This window comes from Pseudomonas sp. 11/12A, from assembly GCF_000800055.1.
In the GTDB taxonomy this organism is placed as follows: domain Bacteria; phylum Pseudomonadota; class Gammaproteobacteria; order Pseudomonadales; family Pseudomonadaceae; genus Aquipseudomonas; species Aquipseudomonas mohnii.
This window is the reverse complement of record NZ_JUGV01000001.1, coordinates 1,326,008-1,350,773: the sequence shown is the minus strand read 5'-3', so window position 1 is coordinate 1,350,773 and position 24,766 is coordinate 1,326,008. Positions and strand designations below refer to the sequence as shown.

General features: G+C 61.8%; 23 protein-coding genes. 10 read left to right on the top strand and 13 right to left on the bottom strand.

Going from position 1 to position 24,766, the window contains the following annotated elements; all coding sequences use genetic code 11:
• Positions 1–213 precede the first annotated feature (213 nt).
• From GQ39_RS32960 to GQ39_RS06260, 8 genes are all read left to right on the top strand, one after another.
• Positions 214–774, top strand: a complete 561-nt coding sequence (locus GQ39_RS32960) for a hypothetical protein (protein ID WP_047528225.1) — start codon at positions 214–216, stop codon at positions 772–774.
• A 127-nt stretch (positions 775–901) separates the two neighbouring features.
• Positions 902–2,197 carry an OprD family porin gene (locus GQ39_RS06290; RefSeq protein ID WP_047528223.1) on the top strand — a complete coding sequence of 432 codons (1,296 nt, stop codon included), beginning with the start codon at positions 902–904 and terminating at the stop codon, positions 2,195–2,197.
• Between the two features lie 204 nt (positions 2,198–2,401).
• Positions 2,402–3,226, top strand: a complete 825-nt coding sequence (locus GQ39_RS06285; protein WP_047528221.1) for an NAD-dependent epimerase/dehydratase family protein — start codon at positions 2,402–2,404, stop codon at positions 3,224–3,226.
• A 55-nt stretch (positions 3,227–3,281) separates the two neighbouring features.
• Positions 3,282–4,169 carry an SMP-30/gluconolactonase/LRE family protein gene (locus GQ39_RS06280; protein WP_047528219.1) on the top strand — a complete coding sequence of 296 codons (888 nt, stop codon included), beginning with the start codon at positions 3,282–3,284 and terminating at the stop codon, positions 4,167–4,169.
• A 66-nt stretch (positions 4,170–4,235) separates the two neighbouring features.
• On the top strand, positions 4,236–5,219 hold the full coding sequence (locus tag GQ39_RS06275) for a TRAP transporter substrate-binding protein (protein WP_047528217.1): 984 nt from the start codon (positions 4,236–4,238) through the stop codon (positions 5,217–5,219).
• A gap of 79 nt (positions 5,220–5,298) precedes the next feature.
• Positions 5,299–5,826: a TRAP transporter small permease gene (locus tag GQ39_RS06270; protein ID WP_047528215.1), complete on the top strand. Its 528-nt coding sequence runs from the start codon at positions 5,299–5,301 to the stop codon at positions 5,824–5,826.
• Positions 5,827–7,107: a TRAP transporter large permease gene (locus tag GQ39_RS06265; protein ID WP_047528213.1), complete on the top strand. Its 1,281-nt coding sequence runs from the start codon at positions 5,827–5,829 to the stop codon at positions 7,105–7,107. It begins immediately after the preceding gene.
• 77 nt (positions 7,108–7,184) lie between these two features.
• Complete coding sequence (locus GQ39_RS06260; RefSeq protein WP_047528211.1) at positions 7,185–8,054, top strand: aldose 1-epimerase; 870 nt, start codon at positions 7,185–7,187, stop codon at positions 8,052–8,054.
• On the opposite strand, the gene GQ39_RS06255 is transcribed toward GQ39_RS06260, so the two are convergent.
• The 13 genes from GQ39_RS06255 to pedF all read right to left on the bottom strand — a co-directional run bounded on the left by GQ39_RS06255 (position 8,051) and on the right by pedF (position 21,551).
• Positions 8,051–9,778 carry a PAS domain-containing hybrid sensor histidine kinase/response regulator gene (locus GQ39_RS06255; RefSeq protein WP_047528209.1) on the bottom strand — a complete coding sequence of 576 codons (1,728 nt, stop codon included), beginning with the start codon at positions 9,776–9,778 and terminating at the stop codon, positions 8,051–8,053. The genes GQ39_RS06260 and GQ39_RS06255 overlap by 4 nt on opposite strands.
• Positions 9,762–10,925 carry an alcohol dehydrogenase-like regulatory protein ErcA gene (ercA, locus tag GQ39_RS06250; RefSeq protein WP_047528207.1) on the bottom strand — a complete coding sequence of 388 codons (1,164 nt, stop codon included), beginning with the start codon at positions 10,923–10,925 and terminating at the stop codon, positions 9,762–9,764. Before ercA ends, GQ39_RS06255 begins: the two co-directional genes overlap by 17 nt.
• Positions 10,926–11,180: 255 nt before the next feature.
• Positions 11,181–12,323 (bottom strand): pyrroloquinoline quinone biosynthesis protein PqqE, encoded by a 1,143-nt coding sequence (gene pqqE, locus GQ39_RS06245; RefSeq protein WP_047528206.1) that lies wholly within the window; start codon positions 12,321–12,323, stop codon positions 11,181–11,183.
• Entirely contained in the window at positions 12,301–12,573 is a 273-nt protein-coding gene (gene pqqD, locus GQ39_RS06240) for a pyrroloquinoline quinone biosynthesis peptide chaperone PqqD (RefSeq protein WP_047528205.1), read from the bottom strand. The genes pqqE and pqqD overlap by 23 nt, the downstream gene beginning before the upstream one ends.
• On the bottom strand, positions 12,570–13,322 hold the full coding sequence (gene pqqC, locus GQ39_RS06235; protein ID WP_047528204.1) for a pyrroloquinoline-quinone synthase PqqC: 753 nt from the start codon (positions 13,320–13,322) through the stop codon (positions 12,570–12,572). The genes pqqD and pqqC overlap by 4 nt, the downstream gene beginning before the upstream one ends.
• 50 nt (positions 13,323–13,372) lie before the next feature.
• Positions 13,373–14,287 carry a pyrroloquinoline quinone biosynthesis protein PqqB gene (gene pqqB, locus GQ39_RS06230; RefSeq protein WP_047528202.1) on the bottom strand — a complete coding sequence of 305 codons (915 nt, stop codon included), beginning with the start codon at positions 14,285–14,287 and terminating at the stop codon, positions 13,373–13,375.
• Positions 14,288–14,343: 56 nt separating this feature from the next.
• Positions 14,344–14,415 carry a pyrroloquinoline quinone precursor peptide PqqA gene (pqqA, locus tag GQ39_RS31265; protein ID WP_003253598.1) on the bottom strand — a complete coding sequence of 24 codons (72 nt, stop codon included), beginning with the start codon at positions 14,413–14,415 and terminating at the stop codon, positions 14,344–14,346.
• A 262-nt stretch (positions 14,416–14,677) separates the two neighbouring features.
• Entirely contained in the window at positions 14,678–16,198 is a 1,521-nt protein-coding gene (exaC, locus tag GQ39_RS06225; RefSeq protein ID WP_047528201.1) for an acetaldehyde dehydrogenase ExaC, read from the bottom strand.
• Positions 16,199–16,436: 238 nt separating this feature from the next.
• The gene (locus GQ39_RS06220) at positions 16,437–18,212 is read right to left on the bottom strand and encodes a PQQ-dependent methanol/ethanol family dehydrogenase (protein ID WP_047528200.1); all 1,776 of its coding nucleotides are present in this window, start codon (positions 18,210–18,212) and stop codon (positions 16,437–16,439) included.
• Between the two features lie 266 nt (positions 18,213–18,478).
• Complete coding sequence (locus tag GQ39_RS06215) at positions 18,479–19,417, bottom strand: quinoprotein relay system zinc metallohydrolase 1 (RefSeq protein WP_047528199.1); 939 nt, start codon at positions 19,415–19,417, stop codon at positions 18,479–18,481.
• Positions 19,418–19,433: 16 nt separating this feature from the next.
• A complete protein-coding gene (locus GQ39_RS06210; RefSeq protein WP_047528198.1) occupies positions 19,434–20,201 on the bottom strand; it encodes a quinoprotein dehydrogenase-associated SoxYZ-like carrier in 768 nt (255 codons plus the stop codon).
• A 9-nt stretch (positions 20,202–20,210) separates the two neighbouring features.
• Positions 20,211–21,086: a substrate-binding periplasmic protein gene (locus GQ39_RS06205; protein ID WP_047528197.1), complete on the bottom strand. Its 876-nt coding sequence runs from the start codon at positions 21,084–21,086 to the stop codon at positions 20,211–20,213.
• Between the two features lie 3 nt (positions 21,087–21,089).
• Positions 21,090–21,551, bottom strand: coding sequence for a cytochrome c-550 PedF (gene pedF, locus GQ39_RS06200; RefSeq protein WP_047528196.1), 462 nt, complete (start codon positions 21,549–21,551; stop codon positions 21,090–21,092).
• 253 nt (positions 21,552–21,804) lie between these two features.
• On the opposite strand from pedF, the gene exaA reads away from it, so the two are divergent.
• Complete coding sequence (exaA, locus tag GQ39_RS06195) at positions 21,805–23,697, top strand: quinoprotein ethanol dehydrogenase (RefSeq protein WP_081997855.1); 1,893 nt, start codon at positions 21,805–21,807, stop codon at positions 23,695–23,697.
• Between the two features lie 182 nt (positions 23,698–23,879).
• Complete coding sequence (locus GQ39_RS06190; protein ID WP_047528193.1) at positions 23,880–24,527, top strand: pentapeptide repeat-containing protein; 648 nt, start codon at positions 23,880–23,882, stop codon at positions 24,525–24,527.
• Positions 24,528–24,766 lie beyond the last annotated feature (239 nt).

Genomic DNA, 24,766 nt, shown 5'->3' with positions numbered 1-24,766 from the left:
GCTGTCTGAATGCCCGCATTGTCCGCACGTTTTTCGCGAGCGGGCTCGCTCCTACAGGGTCCACGCAGATTCTTGTGGGAGCGAGCCTGCTCGCGATGCTCGCCAACGATAACGCGGGCCGGTCTGAATGCCCGCGTTGTCCTGGCGTTTTTCGCGAGCGGGCTCGCTCCTACAGGTTCCACGCAAATCTTTGTAGGAGCGAGCCTGCTCGCGATGGACGACAACGATAACGCGGGCTGTCTGAATACCCGCATTGCACGCGCGTTTTTCGCGAGCGGGCTCGCTCCTACAGGTTCCACGCAAATCTTTGTGGGAGCGGGCTTGCCCGCGATGGACGTCAACGATAACGCGGGCTGTCTGGATGCCCACATTGTCCGCGCGTTTTTCGCGAGAAGGCTCGCTCCTACAGGTTCCACGCAGATCCTTGTAGGAGCGAGCCTGCTCGCGATGGACGTCAACGATAACGCGGGCTGTCTGAATGCCTGCATTGCCCGCCCGTTTTTCGCGAGCGGGCTCGCTCCTACAGGTTCCACGCAAATCTTTGTGGGAGCGAGCCTGTCGAATCGTCGCACCGTCGCGATGGACGTCAACGATAACGCGGGCTGTCTGAATGCCCGCATTGCCCGCCCGTTTTTCGCGAGCGGGCTCGCTCCTACAGGTTCCACGCAAATCTTTGTAGGAGCGAGCCTGCTCGCGATGGACGTCAACGATAACGCGGGGTATCTGAACACCCCGCATTGCCCGCCCGTTTTTCGCGAGCAGGCTCTCACATGAGCATTTGCAGCCAAGGTCATCGTACAACTTCTGATTGACAACACTGAAACGCCACGTAAATAATCGCCCCGATGTTGTACGACGACGTATAACAACTATAAAAACAAAAAAGAAATGGAGCGTTACAGTGAGCAAGCCCGCCCGCAATCCGTCCCCCCGTGCCCCACTCCCACACTTCGCCCGCCGTCATGCCCTGAGCCTGATCGGTTGCAGCAGCCTGGCCATCGCCCTGCCCATGACCAGTCACGCCGAAGGTTTCACCGATGACGCCAAAGCCACGCTGAACCTGCGCAACGCTTACTTCAACCGCAACTTCACCAACCCGGCCTACCCCCAGGGCAAGGCTGAGGAGTGGACACAGAACTTCATCCTCGACGCCAGATCCGGTTTCACCCAGGGCCCGGTCGGCTTCGGTGTGGATGTGTTGGGTCTGTATTCGCAGAAGCTCGATGGCGGCAAGGGCACCGGTGGTACGCAGCTGCTGCCGATCCACAGCGACGGACGCCCGGCCGACAACTTCGGTCGCCTGGGCGTGGCGCTCAAGGGCAAGATCTCGAAGACCGAAGTCAAGGTCGGTGAATGGATGCCGGTGCTGCCGATCCTGCGCTCGGACGACGGCCGTTCCCTGCCGCAAACCTTCCGTGGTGGTCAGGTCACCTCCACCGAAATCAGCGGCCTGACGCTCTACGGCGGGCAATTCCGCCAGAACAGCCCGCGTAACGATGCGAGCATGGAAGACATGTTCATGAACGGTAAAGCGGCGTTCACGTCGGACCGTTTCAACTTCGGCGGCGGTGAATATGCCTTCAACGACAAACGCACCCAGATCGGCGTGTGGTACGCGGAACTCAGCGACATCTATCAACAGCAATACTTCAACCTGAGCCACAGCCAGCCCATCGGCGACTGGACCCTCGGCGCCAACCTCGGCTACTTCATCGGCAAGGAAGACGGCAGCGCCCTGGCCGGCGACCTCGATAACAAAACCGCGTTCGCCCTGCTCTCGGCCAAGTACGGCGGCAACACTTTCTATGTCGGCCTGCAGAAGCTCACGGGCGATGATGTGTGGATGCGCGTCAACGGCACCAGCGGCGGCACCCTGGCCAACGACAGTTACAACTCCAGCTATGACAATGCCAAGGAAAAATCCTGGCAAGTGCGTCACGACTACAACTTCGTGGCCCTGGGCGTGCCGGGCCTGACCCTGATGAACCGCTACATCAGTGGCGATAACGTGCACACCGGGAACATCACCGACGGCAAGGAATGGGGCCGTGAATCGGAACTGGCCTACACGGTGCAGAGCGGCCCGCTGAAAAACCTCAACGTCAAATGGCGTAACGCAAGCATCCGCAAAAACTTCAGCACCAACGAGTTCGACGAAAACCGCCTCTTCATCAGCTATCCGATTTCGTTGTTGTAAAACGGATCGGCTGATACCGGTCTTGTGGCGAGGGAGCTTGCTCCCTCGCCACAGGTGTAACTTGCCATCGAAAGACGACTCACCCTTCGTCAAATTCGACGCAAGACACATTGACAAGAAACGGAAAGCCTTACGATACTCCCGCTAGTCGTACGACAACCTACAACAAATTCAATGACCACCACTGCTTGTCCAGGACGCCCCATGACCACCACTCCCACTGCCCGCGCCCCTTTCAATCGCCTGCTGCTGACCGGTGCCGCCGGTGGCCTGGGCAAGGTCCTTCGCGAAACACTGCGCCCCTACGCCAATGTGATTCGCCTGTCGGACATCGCCGACATCGCGCCAGCCATCGACGACCGTGAAGAAGTCGTGCCGTGCGATCTGGCCGACAAGCAAGCCGTGCATCAACTGGTCGAAGGCGTGGACGCGATCCTGCACTTTGGCGGCGTGTCCACCGAGCGCTCGTTCGAAGAGATCCTCGGCGCCAACATCTGCGGCGTCTTCCACATCTACGAAGCCGCGCGCCGTCATGGCGTGAAGCGCGTGATCTTCGCCAGTTCCAACCACGTGATCGGCTTCTACCAGCAAGACGAAGTCATCGACGCCCACTCCCCTCGTCGCCCGGACAGTTACTACGGCTTGTCCAAGTCCTACGGCGAAGACATGGCCACCTTCTATTTCGATCGCTATGGCATCGAGACCGTCAGCGTGCGCATTGGCTCTTCGTTCCCGGAACCGCAAAACCGCCGGATGATGAGCACCTGGCTGAGCTTCGGCGACCTGACCCAACTGCTCGAACGGGCGTTGTACACGCCGAACGTCGGCCACACCGTGGTCTATGGTGCGTCCGACAACAAGAACGTCTGGTGGGACAACCGTTACGCCACGGTCTTGGGCTATGCGCCGAACGACAGCTCCGAAGTGTTCCGCGAAAAGGTCGAAGCACAGCCGCTTCCAGCCGCCGATGATCCGACGCGGATCTACCAGGGTGGCGCCTTCTGCGTGGCCGGCCCGTTCGGCGACTGAACCGCCAGTGCTTACCGCTTGATCCCCACAACAAAAACCAAGGGAATGAGTTGCCATGCCAGCTGAACTGATTGTCGATGCCCGCAACGCGGTGGGCGAATGCCCGGTGTGGGTCGGTGAAGAAAATGCCCTGTACTGGGTCGATATCCCGGCCGGCGGCCTGCAGCGCTGGAGCGCCGACACCGGCCAGGTGTCGGCGTGGAAAACCCCGGAAATGCTCGCGTGCATCGCCCGTCGCGCTGACGGCAGCTGGGTCGCCGGCATGGAGAGCGGCTTCTTCCAGCTGCGCCCGCACAACGACGGCAGCCTCGACAGCGAGCCCCTGGCCGGTATCGACCACAGCCGCCCCGACATGCGCCTCAACGATGGTCGCTGTGACCGTCAGGGGCGTTTCTGGGCCGGCAGCATGGTGCTCGACATGGGCGCCAACGCCGCCGAGGGCCGACTCTACCGCTACAGCGCCGGACAACGCAGCCCGCTCGATGCCCAGTTGAACGGCTTCATCGTGCCCAACGGCCTGGGCTTCAGTCCGGACGGTCGCACGATGTACCTGTCCGACTCCCACCCCGCTGTCCAGCAGATCTGGGCCTTTGACTACGACATCGACAGCGGCACGCCGAGCAATCGCCGGCTGTTTGTCGACATGAATCACTACGCCGGGCGCCCCGATGGTGCCGCGGTCGATGCCGAGGGTGGCTACTGGATCTGTGCCAACGACGCCGGGCTGATTCACCGCTTTACCCCGGACGGACGCCTGGACCGTTCCCTCGCCGTACCGGTGAAAAAACCGAGCATGTGTGCCTTCGGTGGCAGCCGCCTGGACACCTTGTTTGTCACTTCGATCCGCCCCGCAGACGACCACGACGATCAGTCACTGGCCGGTGGCGTGTTCGCCCTCAACCCCGGCGTAAAGGGTTTGCCGGAGCCACTTTTCAACGTCTGACCGCAACCGCTCGTGCTGCAACGCTGTGCCTTGAACACAAAAACAATAAAACAGGAGACACCCCCAATGGACTTCAAACGCACCTTGCTCGCCGCTGCACTCCCCTTCACCGCAGCCCTCGCCTTCTCCCTCAGCAGCGCCGCCCATGCGCTGGAAATCAAATTCGCCGACATTCACCCCGCCGGCTACCCGACCGTAGTGGCCGAGGAACAACTGGGTAAAACCCTGGTGGCCGACAGCGACGGCAAACTGACCTTCAAGATGTTTGCCGGTGGTGTGCTCGGTTCGGAAAAAGAAGTGATCGAACAAGCCCAGGTCGGCGCCATCCAGATGGCCCGGGTCAGCCTCGGCATCGTCGGACCGGTGGTGCCGGACGTGAACGTGTTCAACATGCCGTTCGTGTTCCGCGACCAGGCGCACATGCGCAAGGTCATCGATGGCGAAGTCGGCGACGCGATCCTCGCCAAAATCACCGACTCCGAGTTCGGCCTGGTCGCCCTGGCCTGGATGGACGGCGGCACGCGCAACCTCTACACCAAGAAACCGGTGCGCAGCCTGGAAGACCTCAAGGGCATGAAGATCCGCGTGCAAGGCAACCCGATGTTCATCGAAACCATCAATGCCATGGGCGGTAACGGCATTGCCATGGACACCGGTGAAATCTTCAGTGCGTTGCAGACCGGGGTGATCGACGGCGCGGAAAATAACCCGCCGACCCTGCTCGAACACAATCACTACCAGAACGCCAGGTTCTACAGCCTGACCGGGCACCTGATCCTGCCAGAACCGATCGTGATGTCGAAAATCACCTGGGAAAAGCTGACGCCCGAGCAACAGGCACTGGTGAAGAAAACCGCCAAGGCCGCGCAGGCACAGGAGCGCGTCCTGTGGGACGCCAAATCGGCCAGCAGCGAAGAGAAGCTCAAGGCGGCGGGCGTCGAATTCATCACCGTCGACAAGAAACCTTTCTATGAGGCCACCGCCTCGATCCGCGAGAAATACGGCGCGCCCTATGCCGACCTGATCAAGCGCATCGAAGCCGTTCAGTAATCCCTCCCTGCATTCAAGAAAGGCCCGGCGCCACTGACAGGGGTGTCTGTCAGTGCGCGCCCGGTTACGGTGAAACCCGATGAAGAATCTACTGCTGCGCATCAACGACAGGATTTACATGACCTGCATCTGGATCGCAGGCCTGTCCGTGCTGGCCATTGCCCTGATCATTCCCTGGGGCGTGTTTGCCCGCTACGTCCTTGGCACCGGCTCCAGTTGGCCGGAGCCCAGCGCCATTTTGCTGATGATGGTGTTCACCTTCATTGGCGCCGCCGCCAGCTATCGTTCTGGCTCGCACATGGCGGTGGCGATGCTCACTGATCGCCTGCCACCGAACCTGCGCAAAGCCATGAGCGTGTTTGCGCAATTGCTGATGGCGACCATCAGCCTGTTCATGGCGATCTGGGGGACCAAGCTGTGCCTGTCGACCTGGAACCAGTTCATGAGCGCCCTGCCGACCCTGCGTGTCGGCATCACTTACATGCCGATCCCGATTGGCGGTGTGCTGACGCTGGTCTTTGTGCTGGAAAAACTCCTGCTCGGTGACCAGAGCAATCGGCGGGTCGTGCGCTTCGACCTGGTTGAAGAAAACGAAGGGGCTGCCTGAATGGACGCATTGATTCTGCTAGGCAGTTTTATCGCCTTGATCCTGATCGGCATGCCGGTGGCCTACGCCCTGGGGCTTTCGGCCCTGATCGGCGCATGGTGGATTGATATTCCGTTCCAGGCCTTGATGATTCAGGTCGCCGGCGGCGTGAACAAATTCTCCCTGCTGGCGATTCCGTTCTTCGTTCTGGCGGGCGCGATCATGGCCGAAGGCGGCATGTCCCGGCGGCTGGTGGCGTTTGCCGGGGTGCTGGTGGGGTTTGTCCGTGGCGGTCTGTCGCTGGTCAACATCATGGCCTCGACCTTCTTCGGCGCGATCTCCGGTTCTTCGGTAGCCGACACCGCATCGGTCGGCTCGGTGCTGATTCCCGAAATGGAACGTCGCGGTTATCCACGGGAGTTCGCCACGGCGGTCACCGTCAGCGGCTCGGTGCAAGCGCTGCTGACCCCGCCGAGCCACAACTCGGTGCTCTATTCGCTGGCCGCTGGCGGCACGGTGTCGATTGCCTCGCTGTTCATGGCCGGCGTGGTGCCCGGCCTGCTGATGAGCGCGTGCCTGATGGTGCTGTGCCTGATCTTCGCCAGGAAGCGTGACTACCCCAAGGGCGAAGTCATTCCGATGCGCGAAGCGCTGAAAATCTGCGGTGAAGCGCTGTGGGGCCTGATGGCCATGGTCATCATCCTGGGCGGCATTCTGTCGGGGATTTTCACCGCCACCGAGTCGGCGGCGATTGCGGTGCTGTGGTCGTTCTTCGTGACCATGTTCATCTACCGCGACTACAAATGGAGTGAACTGCCGAAACTGATGCACCGCACGGTGCGGACGATTTCGATCGTGATGATCCTGATCGGCTTCGCCGCCAGCTTCGGCTACATCATGACCCTGATGCAGATCCCGGCGAAGATCACCACGATGTTCCTCACGCTGTCGGATAACCGTTACGTGATCCTGATGTGCATCAACGTCATGCTGCTGTTGCTCGGCACGGTGATGGACATGGCGCCGCTGATCCTGATCCTCACGCCGATCCTGATGCCGGTGATTCTGGGTATTGGCGTAGACCCGGTGCAGTTCGGCATGATCATGCTGGTCAACCTGGGCATCGGCTTGATCACACCGCCCGTGGGCGCGGTACTCTTTGTGGGGTCGGCCGTGGGCAAGGTCAGTATCGAATCCACCGTCAAAGCCCTGTTGCCGTTCTACTGCGTGCTGTTCCTGGTGCTGATCGCCGTGACTTACATTCCCGCGCTGTCACTGTGGTTGCCGCATCTGGTGCTGTAACGAAGACTCGCAAAACGCTTTGTGGCGAGGGCACTTGCGCCCTCGCCACAACAGCTCATCAACCAGCAGAGAAGGCCATGACGTCAGCAACCCTCGAACTCGAAGACGAATTCACCCGCCTCACCCTCGCCCCTGAACTGGGCGGGAGCATCGTCAACTGGACCGTGCGCGATACCGGCCAGCCCTTGTTGCGCCATACCGACGCCCACGCGCTGAACACCGGCCTGCCCGGCAAACTCGCCTGCTTTCCGTTGGCGCCCTGGTCAAACCGCATCGCCGAGGGCGGCTTCGATTGCCCGGATGGCTGGCAGTCGCTGTCACCCAACAGCCTCACCGATCCCCTGCCGATTCATGGCAGTGCGTGGCAGCAAGCGTGGCAAGTGGTTTCGCGGACGGCGGATGAAGTGGTCCTGCAACTCGACAGCAGCGTTCCCTTCGCCTATCGCGCTCGCCAGCGTTTCCATTTGAGCCAAGGCAAGCTGAGCATCGAACTGAGCGTCACCCATCTGGCCGAACGCGCCGCCTGGCATGGCCTGGGATTGCACCCGTACTTGCCGCGTACCGCGAATACCCGATTGCAGGCACCCGCGCGCCAGGTGTGGTTTTGCGACGCGACAAAATTGCCGACACGGCTTGGCGAGTTGCCTGCCGAATGGGATTTCCAGCACCCCGGGGCGTTGCCGGAAACGCTGGTCGACAATGGCTTCTGCGAATGGGATGGCCATTGCCTGATCCAGCAACCGGACCTGGGCTATGAACTGGAGTGCCAGGCCAGCGGCAGCGATTACTACCTGCTCTATTGCCCGCCAGGCCTGGATTTTTTCTGCATCGAGCCGGTCAGCCACCCGGTCAACGCCCACCACCTGCCCGGTCGGCCGGGGCTGCGTTTACTCGAACAAGGACAATCCACCGAACTCGGTTTCACCCTGCACTATCGAGCGCTCTAACCCAGCAGTTGACTCAACACCGCACGCAGCTTGCCGGGCTTCACCGGTTTGTTGAGCAACGGCGCATTCAGGCGTTGCAACGCACGCCGACACTGATCGGTTCGGTCGGCGGTGATGATCACGGCGGGGATGGTCTGATGAAAATGTTCGCGCAGATGCCGGACCACATCACAACCGACCACCGCGTGATCGAGGTGATAGTCCGCCAGGATCAATTCCGGTGCCTGCCCGCGCAAGGCATCGATCGCCGAGGCTTCGTCGGTGGCGGTGACAACATCGCAGCCCCACTGCCCGAGCAACGCGCTCATGCTTTGCAGAATGCTCACTTCATTGTCGAGCACCAGCAAACGCCGGCCCGGCAGCGGATTGCCCGTCCCGGGCTGCGGCGCGGCCAGGCTGACAGGCAACGGCATTTCCGCGGAAATCGGTACATCGATGCTGAACATCGAGCCGCGTCCCGGCAGCGAATGCACGCCGATCTTGTAGCCGAGGATCTTGGCGATGCGTTCGACGATGGCCAGCCCCAGGCCCACCCCCTTGCGGTCGGCGGCGCGGCCAACGTCCAACTGGTTGAACTCGAGGAAAATCGAATCGAGCCGATCCGCAGCGATGCCGCGCCCGGTGTCCCAGACTTCCAGGCGCAGCATCTCACCCCGGCGCCTGGCTCCCAGCAGGATGCAGCCTTCGTCGGTATAGCGGCAGGCATTGCTGAGGAAATTGCGCAGGATCCGTGTCATCAGGCGCAAGTCGGTACTGATGGCGTAATGGCCCATGTGCACACGCAGATTCAACCCCGCGGCCTCGGCGACCGACTGAAATTCCGACACCAGCGGCCCGAGCAGTTCGTCGAGGCGGTAGACGGCGACGTCGGGCTTGACCGCCGACTGATCGAGCCGGGAAATGTCGAGCAAGTCGGTCAGCAGGTCTTCGGCGCCTTCCAGTGCCTGGTGGGTGCGTTCGACCAGCACCTGCTCGACCTCCGGCAGCTTGCGCTCGCGCAGGGTCGAGATCAGCAAGCGCGCAGCGTTCAAAGGTTGCAGCAAATCATGACTGGCAGCGGCGAGGTATTTGTCCTTGCTGCGATTGGCCGCCTCGGCGGCATCACGGGCATCGCGCAAGGCCTGGGCGATCTGCTGACGCTGGGTGATCTGCTGCTGCAGGTTGCGGTTGGCTTCCAGCAGTTCATCGGTGCGCGCACTGACCCGTTGTTCCAGTTCGTCGTTGAGTTGTTGCAGGCGCTGCTGGGCCAGTTTGCGTTCGGTGATGTCGGCGACAAAACCTTCCACCAGGCCTTCCTGATCGGGCTTGAGCAGCAGGTTCATGAGCACATCGAGGTGGCTGCCGTCCTTGCGCCGCAAACGGGTTTCGTAACCATGCAGGCTGCGTTGCTGCCTGAGGATTTCACCGATGCTTTGCAGCTCCGCCACGCCACCGGAAAACAGGTGGCTGGCCAGATCGGTCAGGGAAAACAGGACTTCCTGCGGGTCCTGATAACCGAGCATGCGCGCCAGTGCCGGGTTGGCCGCACGCATGCCGTCTTGCAGGCTGGCCTGGAAAATCCCTTGGACCGCGTTTTCGAACAGCCATTTGTAGCGGTTGCGCTCGGCTTCCAGCTCGTCCAGGCGCGCGGCCAGCTCGGGGTAATGGCTCTTGCGCGCCGAATGGCTGCCTAACCCCAGCAGCCCGGCCAGCGCCCGTTGTTGCTCGTCAGAGGGCTTCGCCATACACGACCTCGACGTCACGCTGACTGGATTCGCGTGGGTTGGTCAGGATGCACGGATCGTCCATCGCGTGTTGCGACAGGAACGGAATGTCCGCGGAGCGGACCCCGTGCAACCCGAGGGTTTCGTGGAAACCGATGGCGTGTTTCAACGCGATCAGGTGCTCCACCAGTCGCCCGCAGATCTGCCGGTGATTGAGGCCACGGCAGTCGATGCCGAAGGTCTCGGCAATCACCTTGAAACGTTCCGGTGCCGAGTTGTAGTTGAACGCGACGACGTGCTCCACCAACACCGCGTTGCACAAGCCGTGGGGCAGATCGAGAAAGCCGCCCAGGCTGTGGGACATGGCATGCACCGCGCCCAGGATCGCATTGGAGAAGGCCAGCCCGGCCTGCATGCTGCCCAGCATGATTTTCTCGCGCAGCGCGATGTCCGTCGGGTTGGCGATCATTTGCACCAGGTTGCCATTGATCAGGCGCATGGCTTCCAGCGCATGGGGATCGGTCAACGGCCCGTGCCCGGTGGACACGAAGGCTTCGATGGCATGCACCAGCGCGTCGATGCCGGTACAGGCCGACAGGAACGGGTCCATGCTCAGGGTGGTTTCCGGGTCGATCAGCGAAACGTCGGGCACCACGGCCTTGCTGACGATGGAGAACTTCATGCGCTCCTGCTGGTTGGAAATGATCACGAATTGCGAAACATCCGCCGACGTGCCGGCGGTGGTCGGAATCAGGATCAGCGGCGGGCTGGGCACGCGGATGGTGTCCACACCCTCGAACTCGAGAATGCTGCGACCGTGGGCGACGACAATGCCGATGCCTTTGCCGCAATCCATCGGGCTGCCACCGCCGACGGCGACGATCACATCGCAGTGATTTTCCCGGTACGTCTCGGCACCGAGCATCACTTCTTCGACACGCGGGTTGGGCGACACCGCGCTGTACAGGCAGTATTCGATGCCCAGGGCTTGCAGGCTGGCCTCGACATCGGCCACCCAACCGGCGGCAATCACCCCGGGATCGCTGACCACCAGGACCTTGCGGGCGCCAAAGGTCTTGGCATAGTTGCCGACGTTGTGCCGGCAACCGGCACCAAAGATAATTTCAGGCGAAACGAATTTACGCAGCTGGCTGAGATTCTGGCTCATTGGAAAGCCTGTTTTTTATTGTTTTGAAAGGTAGCGCTCACACTAAAGCATCCAGCTGCGAATGCAATCAGACCAAAGGCCGGATTCACTGCAGATCCTGATGGGGGTTGGGTGTGTACCTGGATTGTCGCGTCAACCAATGCCCCTGTAGGAGCGAGCCTGCTCGCGATGGAGTGTCAGTCGCCGCACCTTTTACTGGTACACCATCGCGAGCAGGCTCGCTCCTACAGGGGATGTGTGTGTGTGTGTGTTCAATCAGCCGCGGTAGATCAGCCGCGACGCTTTTTCGTTGCGCAAGGTCAGGTGTTCCATGCCCAGCCCCGGCGCCTCGGCCTCCTCCCGCGCCTTGAGGATGACACCATGGTGCGGCGACTTGCTGCACACCGGGTCGGCGTTGGCGGCATCGCCCGTCAGCATGAAGGCCTGACAACGACAGCCGCCCAGGTCCTTGTGCTTCTCATCGCAGGAGCGGCACGGCTCCTTCATCCAGTCATCGCCGCGAAAACGATTGAAGCCGAACGAGTGGTTCCAGATGTGCTCGATGCTGTGTTCGCGCACGTTGGGAAACGGCACCGGCAACTGCCGGGCACTGTGACAAGGCAAGGCCGTGCCGTCCGGGGTGATGTCGAGAAACAGGTTGGCCCAGCCGTTCATGCAGGTCTTGGGCCGCTCTTCGTAATAGTCCGGGGTGACGAAGATCAACTTGCACGGGTGCCCCTGGGCCTCGAGACGTTCGCGATACTCGTTGGTGATGCGCTCGGCTCGCTGCAATTGCTCGCGCGTCGGCAACAGCCCGACGCGGTTGAGCTCGGCCCAGCCATAGAACTGGCACGTGGCCAATTCGACGAAATCCGCTTCCAGCTCCAGGCACAGGTCAATGATCTGTTCGATGCGGTCGATGTTGTGCCGATGGGTGACGAAGTTCAGCACCATCGGATAGCCCTGGGCTTTTACCGCCCGGGCCATGGCCAGTTTCTGCGCGAAGGCCTTGCGCGAACCGGCGAGCAGGTTGTTCACCGCTTCGTCGGCGGCCTGGAAGCTGATCTGGATGTGATCGAGCCCGGCAACCTTGAAGTCACGCACTTTCTGTTCGGTCAGGCCGATGCCCGAGGTGATCAGGTTGGTGTAGTACCCCATGTCCCGGGCGGCCTTGATCAGCTCGGCCAGGTCCTGGCGAACCAGTGGCTCGCCACCGGAAAAACCCAATTGTGCGGCGCCCATTTCCCGCGCCTCGCGGAACACCCGAATCCATTCTTCGGTGCTCAGCTCCTCGCCTTGCCCGGCGAAGTCCAGAGGATTGGAGCAATAAGGGCATTGCAAGGGACAGCGATACGTCAGCTCCGCCAGCAGCCACAGCGGCGGCCCCGGTAGCGCGTCACTCGATCCAGAACTGCGCATGGGCCACCTCCAGAAACGCCAACACATCCTCGTCGATCCCCGGCACACCGGGGAAACTCGCGGTCAATTGATCGATGATCGCGGCCACGCTGCGCTGGCCGTCCAGCCGTTCAAGGATCTGCCCGGCACTGGCGTTGAGCTTGATCATGCCTTCGGGGTACAGCAGCACGTGGCAGTCCTGGCGGGGTTCCCATTGCAGGCGAAACCCCCGGCGCAAAGACAGGGCCTGGTCGCGACGGATCGGGCTCACAGAGCGATCCCCCGGTGCCAGACGTTATCACGGGTCACGGTGTGGTACGGCGGACGCTCCAGTTCATAGGCCATGCTCATGGCATCGAGCATGCTCCACAGCACGTCGAGCTTGAACTGGAGAATGTCCAGCATGCGCTGCTGCGCCTCGGCGGTGGTGTAATACGCCAGGGTGATGCGCAAACCGTGCTCGACATCGCGTCGGGCCTGGCTCAGGCGGGTGCGGAAATAGTCATAGCCGGCGACATCGATCCACGGGTAATGGGTTGGCCAGGCATCGAGTCGCGATTGATGGATCTGTGGCGCGAACAGCTCGGTCAGCGAGCTGCTGGCCGCTTCCTGCCAGCAGGCACGACGGGCAAAGTTGACGTAGGCGTCCACGGCAAACCGCACACCGGGCAACACCAGTTCCTGGGACAGAATCCGTTCACGCTCAAGCCCCACCGCCTCGCCCAGGCGCAACCAGGCCTCGATGCCACCCTCGCTGCCGGGTGCGCCGTCATGATCGATGATGCGTTGCAGCCATTCCCGGCGCACGTCGCGGTCCGGGCAGTTGGCCAGAATCGCGGCATCCTTCAACGGGATGTTCACCTGGTAGTAAAAGCGATTGGCAACCCAGCCCTGGATCTGCTCATGCGTGGCGCGCCCGGCGTACATGGCTTGGTGGAACGGGTGATGGATGTGGTAATAGGCGCCTTTGGCACGCAGGGCTTGCTCGAATTCGCCGGGGGTCATTGCTGCATCAGTCATTGCGGTTTCTCCTGGAAGCCCTGCGGTGTCTGGTCTGGCCACATCGTCGGCTACAGCTCAATGCTCATGCCGTCATACGCCACTTCGACGCCCCGCCGCTCCAGCAGCGCCCGTTCGGCCGAGTCTTCATCGAGGATCGGATTTGTGTTGTTGATGTGAATCAGCACCTTGCGCTGACGGGGGAAGCCTTCCAGCACTTCGAGCATGCCGCCGGGCCCGCTTTGCGACAGATGCCCCATGTCGCTGCCCAGGCTCTGGCCGACTTCACACACGCGCATTTCATCGTCGCGCCACAGGGTGCCGTCCACCATCAGGCAATCGGCGCGCTGCATCCAGCCCAGCACCTCTTCGTCGATTTGCCCCAGGCCTGGCGCGTAGAACAGCGACGCACCGCTGCGCAGGTCTTCAATGAACAGGCCGATGGTGTCGCCTGGCTGCGGGTTGCCGCGATTGGGTGAATACGGTGGTGCGTTGCTGACCAGGGGAATCGCCCGGAACTGCAAATGCGCGCAGGCCGGGATGCTGAATGGCTGGCGATCCAGGCCAAGGGGTTGCCAGTGCAACCCGCCGTTCCAATGGGCAAGCATGTTGAACAACGGGAAACCCGTGCTCAGGTCCTGATGAACCCGTTCGGTGCACCAGACGTCATGCGGGCAGCCTTCACGCAGGCTCAGCAGGCCGGTGCAATGGTCGATCTGGCTGTCCATCAGCACCACGCCAGCAATGGCGGTGTCGCGCAGGCGACGGGCCGGTTGCAACGGCGCGAAACTCTCGAGTTGCGCACGGATGTCCGGTGAAGCATTGCACAGCACCCACGCCACGCCGTCGTCGCTCAGGGCAATCGATGACTGGGTGCGCCGTTGCGCGCGCAGGCTGCCATTGCGCATACCGGCGCATTGCCGGCAGTTGCAGTTCCATTGCGGAAAGCCACCACCGGCGGCGGAACCGAGAACGCGGATGTGCATGGGCAATGCTCCCTAAAGGCAGGCCCGGCCAACACCCTGGCTGGCCGGGTGAACCATCAACGGTTGGCGAAGTACATCGTCACTTCGAAGCCAATGCGCAGGTCGGTAAACGCGGGTTTAGTCCACATGGGTCAATCCTCTTGTTATGCCGGGTGATTCCGGTAGAACCATTAATGCACGGGGCGCCGGGCGCCCGAATGCTACTTTCGAAGGAGGTGGCAGGGTGCGTTGGTAGGGGGTTTGTGATCGTCATACACGCACAAACGTTGTAGGAGCGAGCTTGCTCGCGATGGACGCGAAGACACCGCGTACATACAGACTGAACGCGTCATCGTTGACGTCCATCGCGAGCAGGCTCGCTCCTACAGGTTGGGTGTCGTTAGTGCGAGGTTAGAAGAACCCCAGCGGGTTGATGTCGTAGCTCACCAGCAGGTTTTTGGTCTGCTGATAATGGTCGAGCATCATCTTGTGGTTCTCCCGGCCGACGCCGGACTTCTTGTAGCCACCGAACGCGGCGTGCGCCGGGTACAGGTGGTAGCAGTTGGTCCATACACGCCCGGCCTTGATCGCCCGGCCCATGCGGTAAGCGCGGTTGATGTCGCGGGTCCAGAGCCCGGCACCCAGGCCGAACTCGGTGTCGTTGGCGATGGCCAGGGCTTCGGCTTCGTCCTTGAAGGTGGTGATGCCTACCACCGGACCGAAGATTTCTTCCTGGAACACGCGCATGTTGTTGGTGCCCTTGAGCAGCGTCGGCTGGATGTAATAGCCGCTGGACAAGTCACCCTGAAGACGTTCGGCCGCGCCACCGGTGAGCAGTTCGGCACCCTCTTCCTGGGCGATGGTCAGGTACGAGAGGATCTTGTCGTATTGCTGCTCCGACGCCTGGGCGCCGACCATGGTGTCGGTGTCCAGCGGATTGCCGCGCTTGATCTTGACGATTTTCTTCATGACTTCGGCCATGAACGGTTCGTAGATCGACTCCTGCACCAGCGCCCGGGAAGGACAGGTGCACACTTCGCCCTGGTTGAAGAACGCCAGTACCAGGCCTTCGGCGGCTTTTTCGATGAACGCAGGCTCGGCGTTCATGATGTCTTCGAAGAAGATGTTCGGCGACTTGCCGCCCAGTTCCACGGTGCTTGGAATGATGTTTTCGGCGGCGCAATGCATGATGTGCGCGCCGATCGGAGTCGACCCGGTGAAGGCGATCTTGGCGATGCGCTTGCTGGTGGCCAGGGCCTCGCCGGCTTCACGGCCGAAACCCTGGACGATGTTCAGCACGCCCGCCGGCAGCAGATCGGCGATCAGCTCGGCAAACACCATGATCGACAGCGGCGTCTGTTCGGCCGGCTTGAGCACGATGCAGTTGCCGGCAGCCAGGGCCGGGGCGAGTTTCCAGGCCGCCATCAGCAGCGGAAAGTTCCACGGAATGATCTGCCCGACCACGCCCAATGGCTCGTGGAAGTGATAAGCGGTGGTCAGCTCGTTGATCTCGGCGGCACCGCCTTCCTGAGCGCGGATGCAACCGGCGAAGTAACGGAAATGGTCGGCGGCCAGCGGCACGTCGGCATTCAGGGTTTCACGCACGGCCTTGCCGTTGTCCCAGGTTTCGGTGACGGCGAGGATTTCCAGGTTTTGCTCAATGCGATCGGCGATTTTCAACAGCACCAGGGAGCGGTCCTGGGCCGAGGTCTTGCCCCAGGCGTCGGCGGCGGCATGGGCCGCGTCGAGGGCCTTGTCGATGTCGGCGGCGCTGGAGCGCGGAAACTCGGCAATCACTTCACCGTTGACCGGCGAGGTATTGGTGAAGTACTCGCCATTGACCGGCGCGACGAACTCGCCGCCGATGAAGTTGCCGTAGCGTGGTTTGAAGGAAACGACTGAGCCTGGTGTTCCGGGTTTCGCGTAGATCATGGTGGGCCTCTGTCTGGGTCGATGCCTGTCGAACCAACAGGCGATGAACCGATACTAGAGAGCCCCGCGCGCCAGACGAATGCGCCGTTGGCAGGGGGGGCTCTCGTTATTTGGTCGTAGGAGCGAGCCTGCTCGCGAAAAACCTGAGAGCACCGCGGGATATCAGGAATCCAGCGTTATCGTTGACGACCATCGCGAGCAGGCTCGCTCCTACAGGGGTTGTGCGGTGGATTCGCAATCAGTGCTTGGCCACCAGATCCTTCGGCAGCTTGAAGGTCCAGAGCATGCCGCCCTGGTTGAAGTCCTTGACGCGCTTGGCCACCTCGCCACCCCACAGCGGTACGGCGCCGCCCCAACCCGAGAGGACCGAGACGTACTGTTCGCCGTCCATTTCCCAGGTCACGGGCGAGCCCAGCACGCCGGAACCGGTCTGGAATTCCCAGACTTTCTCGCCGGTCTTGGCATTGAACGCTTGCAGGAACCCTTCCGGCGTACCGGTGAACACCAGGTTGCCCTTGGTGGTCAGTACCCCGCCCCACAGCGGCGCGTAGTTCTTGTGGCGCCAGACTTCCTTGCCGGTTTTCGGGTCGATCGCCCGCAGCACGCCGATGTAGTCTTCATTCAATGGCTTGATGGTGAATCCGGCGCCGAGGAACGCCGCGCCTTTCTTGTAGGCGATGCCTTCGTTCCAGATGTCCATGCCCCATTCATTGGACGGCACATAGAACAGACCGGTGTCGCGGTTGTACGCCATCGGCATCCAGTTTTTCGCGCCGAGGAATGCCGGTGCTACAAACACTGAACTGCCCTTGGCTTCGGTGCCCGGTGCGCCAGGACGACTGGCTTCGTTGTAGATCGGCCGGCCGTCCTTATCGAGCCCGGTGGCCCAGGTGATTTTGTCCACGAACGGGAAGCCGCGGATGAACTTGCCGTTGGTACGATCCAGCACGTAAAAGAAACCGTTACGGTCGGCGGTCGCCGCCGCTTTGATTTCCTTGCCACCCTCGGTGTAGTTGAACGACACCAGTTCGTTCACGCCGTCGTAGTCCCAGCCGTCGTGGGGCGTGCTCTGGAAGTGCCATTTGATGGTGCCGTCGTCCGGGTTGAGCGCCAGGCGCGACGAGGAGTACAGGTTGTCGCCAGGGCGCAGGTGCGAGTTCCACGGCGCCGGGTTACCGGTGCCGAACAGCAGCAGATTGGTTTCAGGGTCGTAGTAGCCGCCCAGCCAGGGTGCGGCACCACCGGTTTTCCAGAGGTCGCCCGGCCAGGTCTTGCCGGCCTCGCCGCCGGAGATACCGTTCTCCACGGCTTTGCCGTCCTTGTAGACGTAGCCCATGTGGCCTTCAACGGTGGGACGGGTCCACAGCAGGTCGCCGTTTTTCGGGTCATAGGCTTCGATCTTGCCCACCACGCCGAATTCGCCACCGGCTACGCCTGTGATCAATTTGCCGTTGATCACCAGTGGCGCGGCACTGATCGAGTAGCCTTCTTTGTGGTCAGCGACTTTTTTGCTCCAGACCACCTTGCCGGTGTCCTTGTTCAGCGCCACGAGCTTGGCGTCGAGGGTGCCGAAGATCACCAGGTCGCCATACAACGCCACCCCCCGGTTGATCACGTCGCAGCAGGGACGGATGTCATCTGGCAGGCGCGCATCGTATTGCCAGAGTTTCTTGCCGGTGCGCGCATCCACGGCGAAGACCCGCGAGTAGGAGCCGGTCATGTACATCACGCCGTCCTTGATCATCGGCTGTGCTTGCTGACCGCGCTGCTTCTCACCGCCGAAGGAGAAGGCCCAGACTGGCCGCAACTCCTTCACGTTACCGACGTTGAGGATATCCAGCGGGCTATAGCGCTGACCCTGAACGCCCAGGCCGTTGGTGACGATCTGCTCAGGGTTCTTGGGGTCCTGGAGAATGTCTTGATCGGTGACGCCGGCCAATGCCTGGCCGGATAACAGCATGGCACTGAGCAACAGGCTCAAGACGAAGGGCTGGCGACGTGCGGGTTGAGTCATGACGGCTACCTCTGCGGTTTTTGTTATGCCCGGGAAATTTTCCCGGTGTGATGCAGATTCTTGGGCGCCGCCGCCCTTACAACAATGACCCGCTGTGTGGAGATTTCTAGTTCCTTGGTAGGGGGTTGGGTGTGGATATGGCGCGCTCCCCCCCTGTAGGAGCGAGCCTGCTCGCGATGAACCTGAGAACGCCGCGGGGTGTCAGGTTTCCAGCGTAATCGTTGACCACCATCGCGAGCAGGCTCGCTCCTACAAAGGGGCGTTGATCATTGCTGCGTGGCGGAATCGACGCGCTTCATTTGCGTGCGCTCATAGCGCGGGTACAGGTGGCTGACGCTGCGGATGAGTTCATAGCGGCTCAGGCTGATCCCGGCGAAACGTTCGGGAATGGGGCTGCGGATCATCTCGGCCATGTCGCTGCCCTGGGCGGCGCCGTCGCGCATCAACTGGTCGAGCCAGCTCAGGTAATCGCGCATCTGCTCGAAAGGCTGTGGATCGCTGGCCACCGGCCCGTGGCCGGGCACGATCAGCGTCCAGGGCAACGCTTGCAGGGTGGCGATGTCCGCCAGCCACACCGATAACCCCGGACTGTTGGGCGTGGTCAGCGCCCGTTGATAAAACACCAGATCCCCGGCAAATAGCACACCGGTTTTCTGGTCGAGAATAGCCAGATCCGCACCCGTATGCCCACCCAGGCTCAGCAGCTGCAGATCGTGGTTCCCAAAACGTTGCACGCCGGCGGTCAGCGTCCGGGTCGGCAGCACCACCTCGGTGCCGCGCATCCAGTCACCCACCAGCCGATACATGTTTTGCGCCATGGCATCACCCTGTTGATGCAACAGTTCGGTGGTGCCGGCCAGCGCACCGATCGGCACATCGGTGAACGCCTGGTTGCCCAGCACGTGGTCCGGGTGATGGTGCGTCAGCAGCACCTCGATCACCGGTTTATCCGTGACGGCGGCAATCGCCCGGCGCATGGCTTCGCCGTAGCGCTTCGATGGCCCGGTATCGATCACCACCACGCCACGTTCGGTGACGATGAACGCGGTATTGACGATGTTGCCGCCGTTGGCCGTGGCGAAATTGTCCGTGCTGCCTTCCAGCAGCCAGGTGTCTTCGGCGATCTGCCGGGGCTTGAGCGCATAGTCGAGATCGGCCATGGCCGGCAGGCTCAGGCTCATGAACAACAACAGCATCCAGCGCATGACGCGCTCCTTGGGGTCAGGGTATCGACGCATCGAATTCATTGCCGCTGTTGTCGCGCAACACCAGGCGCGTCTGCCCTGCCCCTTCAATGTCAAAGGCCAGGTTGGGGTTTTCACTGACCGCGGGAAACAGTTCCAGGCGGGCCATTACTTGATTGTTCGAGTCCCGTAGTTCGGCATGGTTGATGAAAAACTCCGGAATGCCGCTGACCATGCCGTTGTCCATCGGGTGGGCCACCTGCAATCGCAAGCGGCTGAAATCACCACGTGGATAGCGACCGCCCAGTACTTCGCCTATGTGTTCCTCCCAGCCTGGCTGGGTACGCACCAAACTGGGCGCGGTACAGCCTCCGCCCGCTGCGTCGATCAGGGTCGAACCGACATGCCACAGCCCGTCGCGGGTCAGCACCGCAGCGCGCAACGGGGTCGCCTGTTCAACGCGAATACGCACCGACAGCCACGGCAACACACCGGACACGGGCTCGAAGTCGACGATTTTCGGCAAAGGGTTGAGTTCGGCCCAGGCGAGTATTCGCACCACCTCGCCCTTGAACGCCCGGGCGTCGATTTCCACGGGCACTTGTCGGGCGTCCTCGGCAAAGGGCGGTGCCAGCAGCTTGACCCGTTCATCGAACACGAACGGCGCGTCGCCCAGCATTTGCTTGTGATAGAACGACCACATGACCGACGGCACCGGGTCCTTGCCCGATTCAATCCCGGCAGCCTGTGCAGCCTGGCCCAGGCTCAAACAGCAGGCCAACAGACAACTCGCTCGCCAGGTCATCGCCCGCTCCTATTGATACATCTCGGGTACGTCATAACGCAGGCCGTAATGGCCATAGATCGTTTTCACCGAACCCTCGCGGATCAGGCCTTCCAGCGCCTCTTCCACGGCATAGGCCAGTTGCCGGTTGCTTTCGTGCACGGCCATGCCGATTTCCCAGAGCTGTTTGCCCATGTTCGGATAAGCGTTTTCCGCCAGCGCCACTTGCGGGTCGGCAGCCTCGTGCACCTGCCAGTCGATCTCGCCGCGCATGGCCATCACCGCGTCGACCTCACCGGCCTTCATCGCCGCAAACGCCTGGGGTACGCCCGGGTAGTGGTGGGTCTTGCCGGCGAGCATGCCGTTGAACACCGAGGTCAGGTAGAACGACGGCACGCTGTCGACTTCGACGCCGATCGGGTGCTGCTCGAACACCGCGACACTGCCGACCTTGTCCAGGCGACGACGGTCGTAGGCCACTTGCCATTGCTCATTCTGGTAAGGCCCGAACATCACCACATGACCGTTTTCCATCTCGCCGAATTCATTGCGCTTCTGCGCGTAATCGCGGTCGTAGGGCACGCGCATCATCAGATCGGCCAGTTGCTGCTTGTGCAGTTGGCTGGCACGCCAGATGTAGTCGCGCAGGTCGTCGTCGAGTTTTTCCCCGGCCGGCGCCCAGATCAGTGTCAGGCGCACACCCAGTGCCTTGGCCAGCGCCTGGGCGAGTTCGACATCAACACCCCGGGGCTGGCCGGCGTCTTCAAAACTGTAGGGCGCGAAGTCCTTGTAGACCGCTACCTTCAGTTCCCCGGCCGCGATCATTTCGTCATAGTTGCGCACCTGTGCCTGCACCGGCTGGCAGCACAGCCACACAACGCTGATCAACACCGCGAGCAGGCGCATGGGTTATTCCTCGACGTGGACGCTGTCCAGATAAGTGCGTACCGCCCACAGGGCTTCCTGACTCAGGTAGTCGGCCATTTTCGGCATGTAGACCCGACCGTCACGCACCGCCCCGTGACGTACCCGTTCGACGAACCATTCATCACCGGCGTCGCCAACATCGAGCATGCGCAAGTCCGGTGCGATGCCGCCCGACTTGGCTTCCAGGCCGTGACAGGCCGCGCAGTTCTGGTTATAGGCCGATGAGCCGATTTCCAGGGCCTTGTCGTGTTCAGGAGAATTGCGGTACGGGTTCACGGCGGCCCAGCCATCGCCATCCACCTTCACCCCGGCATCCTTGATGGGCGTCAGGCCTTTGGTTTCGACGGCTTGTGGCACCACGTTGCCGTGGGCCCATACGGAACCTGCACTGATAAAGCCGGCCAGCAGTCCGGCAACGAGCAAGGCGTTGCGTTTTGTTGTCATTGTTATGCCCTCAGGATTGCACGCAAAACCTCTTGGCAGAGGCTATGGCAACCATCTTAGGAACCCCGCCGCGCCGGCCCCATGCTGCTTTGGTGGTCGCGGCCCAGTACCTTGGTAGTAGGGCTTGTGGCGCACACCCAAATCAGGTGCGGTACGGGAAGTCTTCCCGGCCACAGCGGGACTTTTTCCGTATCCGGCAAACGCTGCGCGCACCAACCTGTGCAGGCCAAAACCTCCACTGGGAACTGCAACCATGACAATAAGATCGCTACCCGCCCTTTCCCCGCTGACACTCGCCGTGCAGGCTTTTCTGCTGGTGGGCAGTGTGTCCCTGAGCGCGGCCAGCTACGCCGCGACAGCCCCCGCCGCCCCCACCGGCAATGTGAGTTGGGAAGACATTGCCAACGATCACCTGACCACCAAGGATGTGCTGCAATACGGCATGGGCACCAACGCCCAGCGCTGGAGCCCGCTGGCCCAGGTCAACGACAAGAACGTGTTCAAGCTGACGCCGGCCTGGTCCTACTCGTTCGGCGATGAGAAGCAGCGCGGCCAGGAATCCCAGGCCATCGTCAGCGACGGCGTGGTGTACGTCACCGGTTCCTACTCGCGGGTATTTGCCCTGGACGCCAAGACCGGCAAGCGCCTGTGGACCTATAACCATCGCTTGCCGGACAACATTCGCCCGTGCTGCGACGTGGTCAATCGCGGCGCCGCCATCTATGGCGACAAGATCTACTTCGGCACCCTCGATGCGCGGCTGATCGCCCTGGACAAGAACACCGGCAAGGTGGTCTGGAACAAGAAGTTCGGCGACCACGCCGCCGGCTACACCATGACCGGCGCCCCGGTGCTGATCAAAGACAAGACCAGTGGCAAGGTGCTGCTGATTCACGGCAGCTCCGGTGATGAGTTCGGTGTCGTCGGGCAATTGTTTGCCCGCGACCCGGACACAGGCGAAGAAGTCTGGATGCGCCCCTTCGTCGAAGGCCACATGGGCCGTTTGAACGGCAAGGACAGCACCCCGACCGGCGACGTCAAGGCACCGTCCTGGCCGAATGACCCGACCACCGAAACCGGCAAGGTCGAGGCCTGGAGCCATGGCGGTGGCGCCCCTTGGCAGAGCGCCAGTTTCGACCCGGAGACCAACACCATCATCGTTGGCGCCGGTAACCCCGGGCCGTGGAACACCTGGGCGCGCACCTCCAAGGACGGCAATCCCCACGACTACGACAGCCTCTACACCTCGGGCCAGGTCGGCGTCGACCCGAGTACCGGCGAGGTGAAATGGTTCTACCAGCACACCCCGAACGATGCCTGGGATTTCTCCGGCAACAATGAGCTGGTGCTGTTCGACTACAAGGACAAGGACGGTAAAACGGTCAAGGCCACCGGCCACGCGGACCGTAACGGCTTCTTCTACGTGGTCGATCGCAACAACGGCAAATTGCAGAACGCGTTTCCCTTCGTCGACAACATCACCTGGGCCAGCCACATCGACCTCAAGACCGGCAGGCCTGTCGAGAACGAGGGCCAGCGTCCGGCCAAGCCACTGCCGGGCGAGACCAAAGGCAAACCGGTGGAAGTCTCGCCGCCGTTCCTCGGCGGCAAAAACTGGAACCCGATGGCCTACAGCCAGGACACGGGGCTGTTCTACATTCCGGGCAACCAGTGGAAAGAGGAATACTGGACCGAAGAGGTCAGCTACAAGAAGGGCTCGGCGTATCTGGGCATGGGATTCCGCATCAAGCGCATGTACGACGATCACGTCGGCACCCTGCGGGCGATGAACCCGACCACGGGCAAAGTGGTATGGGAGCACAAGGAGCATCTGCCATTGTGGGCCGGCGTACTGGCGACCAAGGGCAACCTGGTGTTCACCGGTACTGGCGACGGCTTCTTCAAGGCCTTCGACGCCAAAACCGGCAAGGAGCTGTGGAAGTTCCAGACCGGCAGCGGCATCGTCTCGCCACCGATCACCTGGGAACAGGATGGCGAGCAGTACATCGGCGTGACCGTCGGTTATGGCGGCGCCGTACCGTTGTGGGGCGGCGACATGGCCGAACTGACCAAACCCGTGGCACAGGGCGGGTCGTTCTGGGTGTTCAAGATTCCGAGCTGGGATAACAAGACCGCCCAGAAGTAAGCCTTCCGAGAATGCGGGGCCGCCTTTGTGGCGAGGGAGCTTGCTCCCGTCGGGCTGCGAAGCGGCCCCGGCATTCCTTCAGCCACACCCTGCGCTCAGGTCTTGTGACTGCTGCGCCGCCGAGCGGGACGATTCGACACGTCGACAAGCTCCCTCGCCACCGGAACACCAGAGGTCTCGTGATGAAATACCTGCCCTTCCTACTGCTCTTGAGTTTTTCCCTGGCCCAGGCCGACGAGGGCGACGACGCCCCGCTGGTCATCAACGGCTGCACCCTCGCCGAACACAGCCAGTGCCCCGGCGCCAATCTCAGGGGCGCCAACCTGAGCAATCAGGACTTGCGCAACATGAACCTGGCCGGCGCCGACCTGCGCGATGCCGACCTGCGCCACGCCAACCTCGACCTGGCCAATCTGGAAAAAGCCCGACTGCAGGGCGCCAACCTGACTCGCGCCAGCCTGCAGCAAAGCAATCTGCGGTTAGCTGATTTCAGCGGCGCAACATTGATCGCGATCCAGAGCTGGGGCCTGTTCGCCCAGGGCGCGCAGCTCCAGGACGCCAACCTCAGCGGCGCTTACCTGCAATTCGCCCGCCTGTCCGGGGCCAAACTGCACAACGCCAACCTGCGGGCCGCCGATCTGGAAATGACCTGGCTGAGCAAGGCCGATCTCAAAGGCGCGAATCTCAGTGATGCCAATCTGCAAGAAGCCAAGCTGGGCGAAAGCAACCTGGAAGGCGCCAACCTCAACGGCTCGCGCCAGCACTACGCGAATTTTCAGGATGCAAACATGGAGGGCTGCAGCGGCTGCCCGACCAGCTGGAATCGCTAACCCCCCCTCTTTTTCGGGAGCGAGCCTGCTCGCGAAAAACCCGAGAGCGCCACGGGGTATCAGGCTCCCCGCGTTACCGTTGACGTTCTTCGCGAGCAGGCTCGCTCCTACAAAGGCACAAACGAAAAAACCGAGAGCGCCATGGGGCATCAGACTCCCCGCGTTACCGTTGACGTTCTTCGCGAGCAGATGTCGATGCTTGCTCTTTTGTAGGAGCGAGCCTGCTCGCGAAAAACCCG

Bases quoted from the DNA above. Each gene is read 5' to 3' on its own strand.
- pqqE (WP_047528206.1), bottom strand. From the start codon at position 12,323: ATGCGCAGTTCTGGATCGAGTGACGCGCTACCGGGGCCGCCGCTGTGG.
- pedF (WP_047528196.1), bottom strand. From the start codon at position 21,551: ATGACAACAAAACGCAACGCCTTGCTCGTTGCCGGACTGCTGGCCGGC.
- pqqC (WP_047528204.1), bottom strand. From the start codon at position 13,322: ATGACTGATGCAGCAATGACCCCCGGCGAATTCGAGCAAGCCCTGCGT.
- GQ39_RS06190 (WP_047528193.1), top strand. From the start codon at position 23,880: ATGAAATACCTGCCCTTCCTACTGCTCTTGAGTTTTTCCCTGGCCCAG.
- GQ39_RS06255 (WP_047528209.1), bottom strand. From the start codon at position 9,778: ATGGCGAAGCCCTCTGACGAGCAACAACGGGCGCTGGCCGGGCTGCTG.
- GQ39_RS06220 (WP_047528200.1), bottom strand. From the start codon at position 18,212: ATGACTCAACCCGCACGTCGCCAGCCCTTCGTCTTGAGCCTGTTGCTC.
- GQ39_RS06275 (WP_047528217.1), top strand. From the start codon at position 4,236: ATGGACTTCAAACGCACCTTGCTCGCCGCTGCACTCCCCTTCACCGCA.
- exaC (WP_047528201.1), bottom strand. From the start codon at position 16,198: ATGATCTACGCGAAACCCGGAACACCAGGCTCAGTCGTTTCCTTCAAA.
- GQ39_RS06260 (WP_047528211.1), top strand. From the start codon at position 7,185: ATGACGTCAGCAACCCTCGAACTCGAAGACGAATTCACCCGCCTCACC.
- GQ39_RS06285 (WP_047528221.1), top strand. From the start codon at position 2,402: ATGACCACCACTCCCACTGCCCGCGCCCCTTTCAATCGCCTGCTGCTG.
- ercA (WP_047528207.1), bottom strand. From the start codon at position 10,925: ATGAGCCAGAATCTCAGCCAGCTGCGTAAATTCGTTTCGCCTGAAATT.
- GQ39_RS06205 (WP_047528197.1), bottom strand. From the start codon at position 21,086: ATGCGCCTGCTCGCGGTGTTGATCAGCGTTGTGTGGCTGTGCTGCCAG.
- GQ39_RS32960 (WP_047528225.1), top strand. From the start codon at position 214: ATGGACGACAACGATAACGCGGGCTGTCTGAATACCCGCATTGCACGC.
- GQ39_RS06265 (WP_047528213.1), top strand. From the start codon at position 5,827: ATGGACGCATTGATTCTGCTAGGCAGTTTTATCGCCTTGATCCTGATC.
- GQ39_RS06210 (WP_047528198.1), bottom strand. From the start codon at position 20,201: ATGACCTGGCGAGCGAGTTGTCTGTTGGCCTGCTGTTTGAGCCTGGGC.
- GQ39_RS06280 (WP_047528219.1), top strand. From the start codon at position 3,282: ATGCCAGCTGAACTGATTGTCGATGCCCGCAACGCGGTGGGCGAATGC.
- GQ39_RS06215 (WP_047528199.1), bottom strand. From the start codon at position 19,417: ATGCGCTGGATGCTGTTGTTGTTCATGAGCCTGAGCCTGCCGGCCATG.
- pqqB (WP_047528202.1), bottom strand. From the start codon at position 14,287: ATGCACATCCGCGTTCTCGGTTCCGCCGCCGGTGGTGGCTTTCCGCAA.
- GQ39_RS06270 (WP_047528215.1), top strand. From the start codon at position 5,299: ATGAAGAATCTACTGCTGCGCATCAACGACAGGATTTACATGACCTGC.
- exaA (WP_081997855.1), top strand. From the start codon at position 21,805: ATGACAATAAGATCGCTACCCGCCCTTTCCCCGCTGACACTCGCCGTG.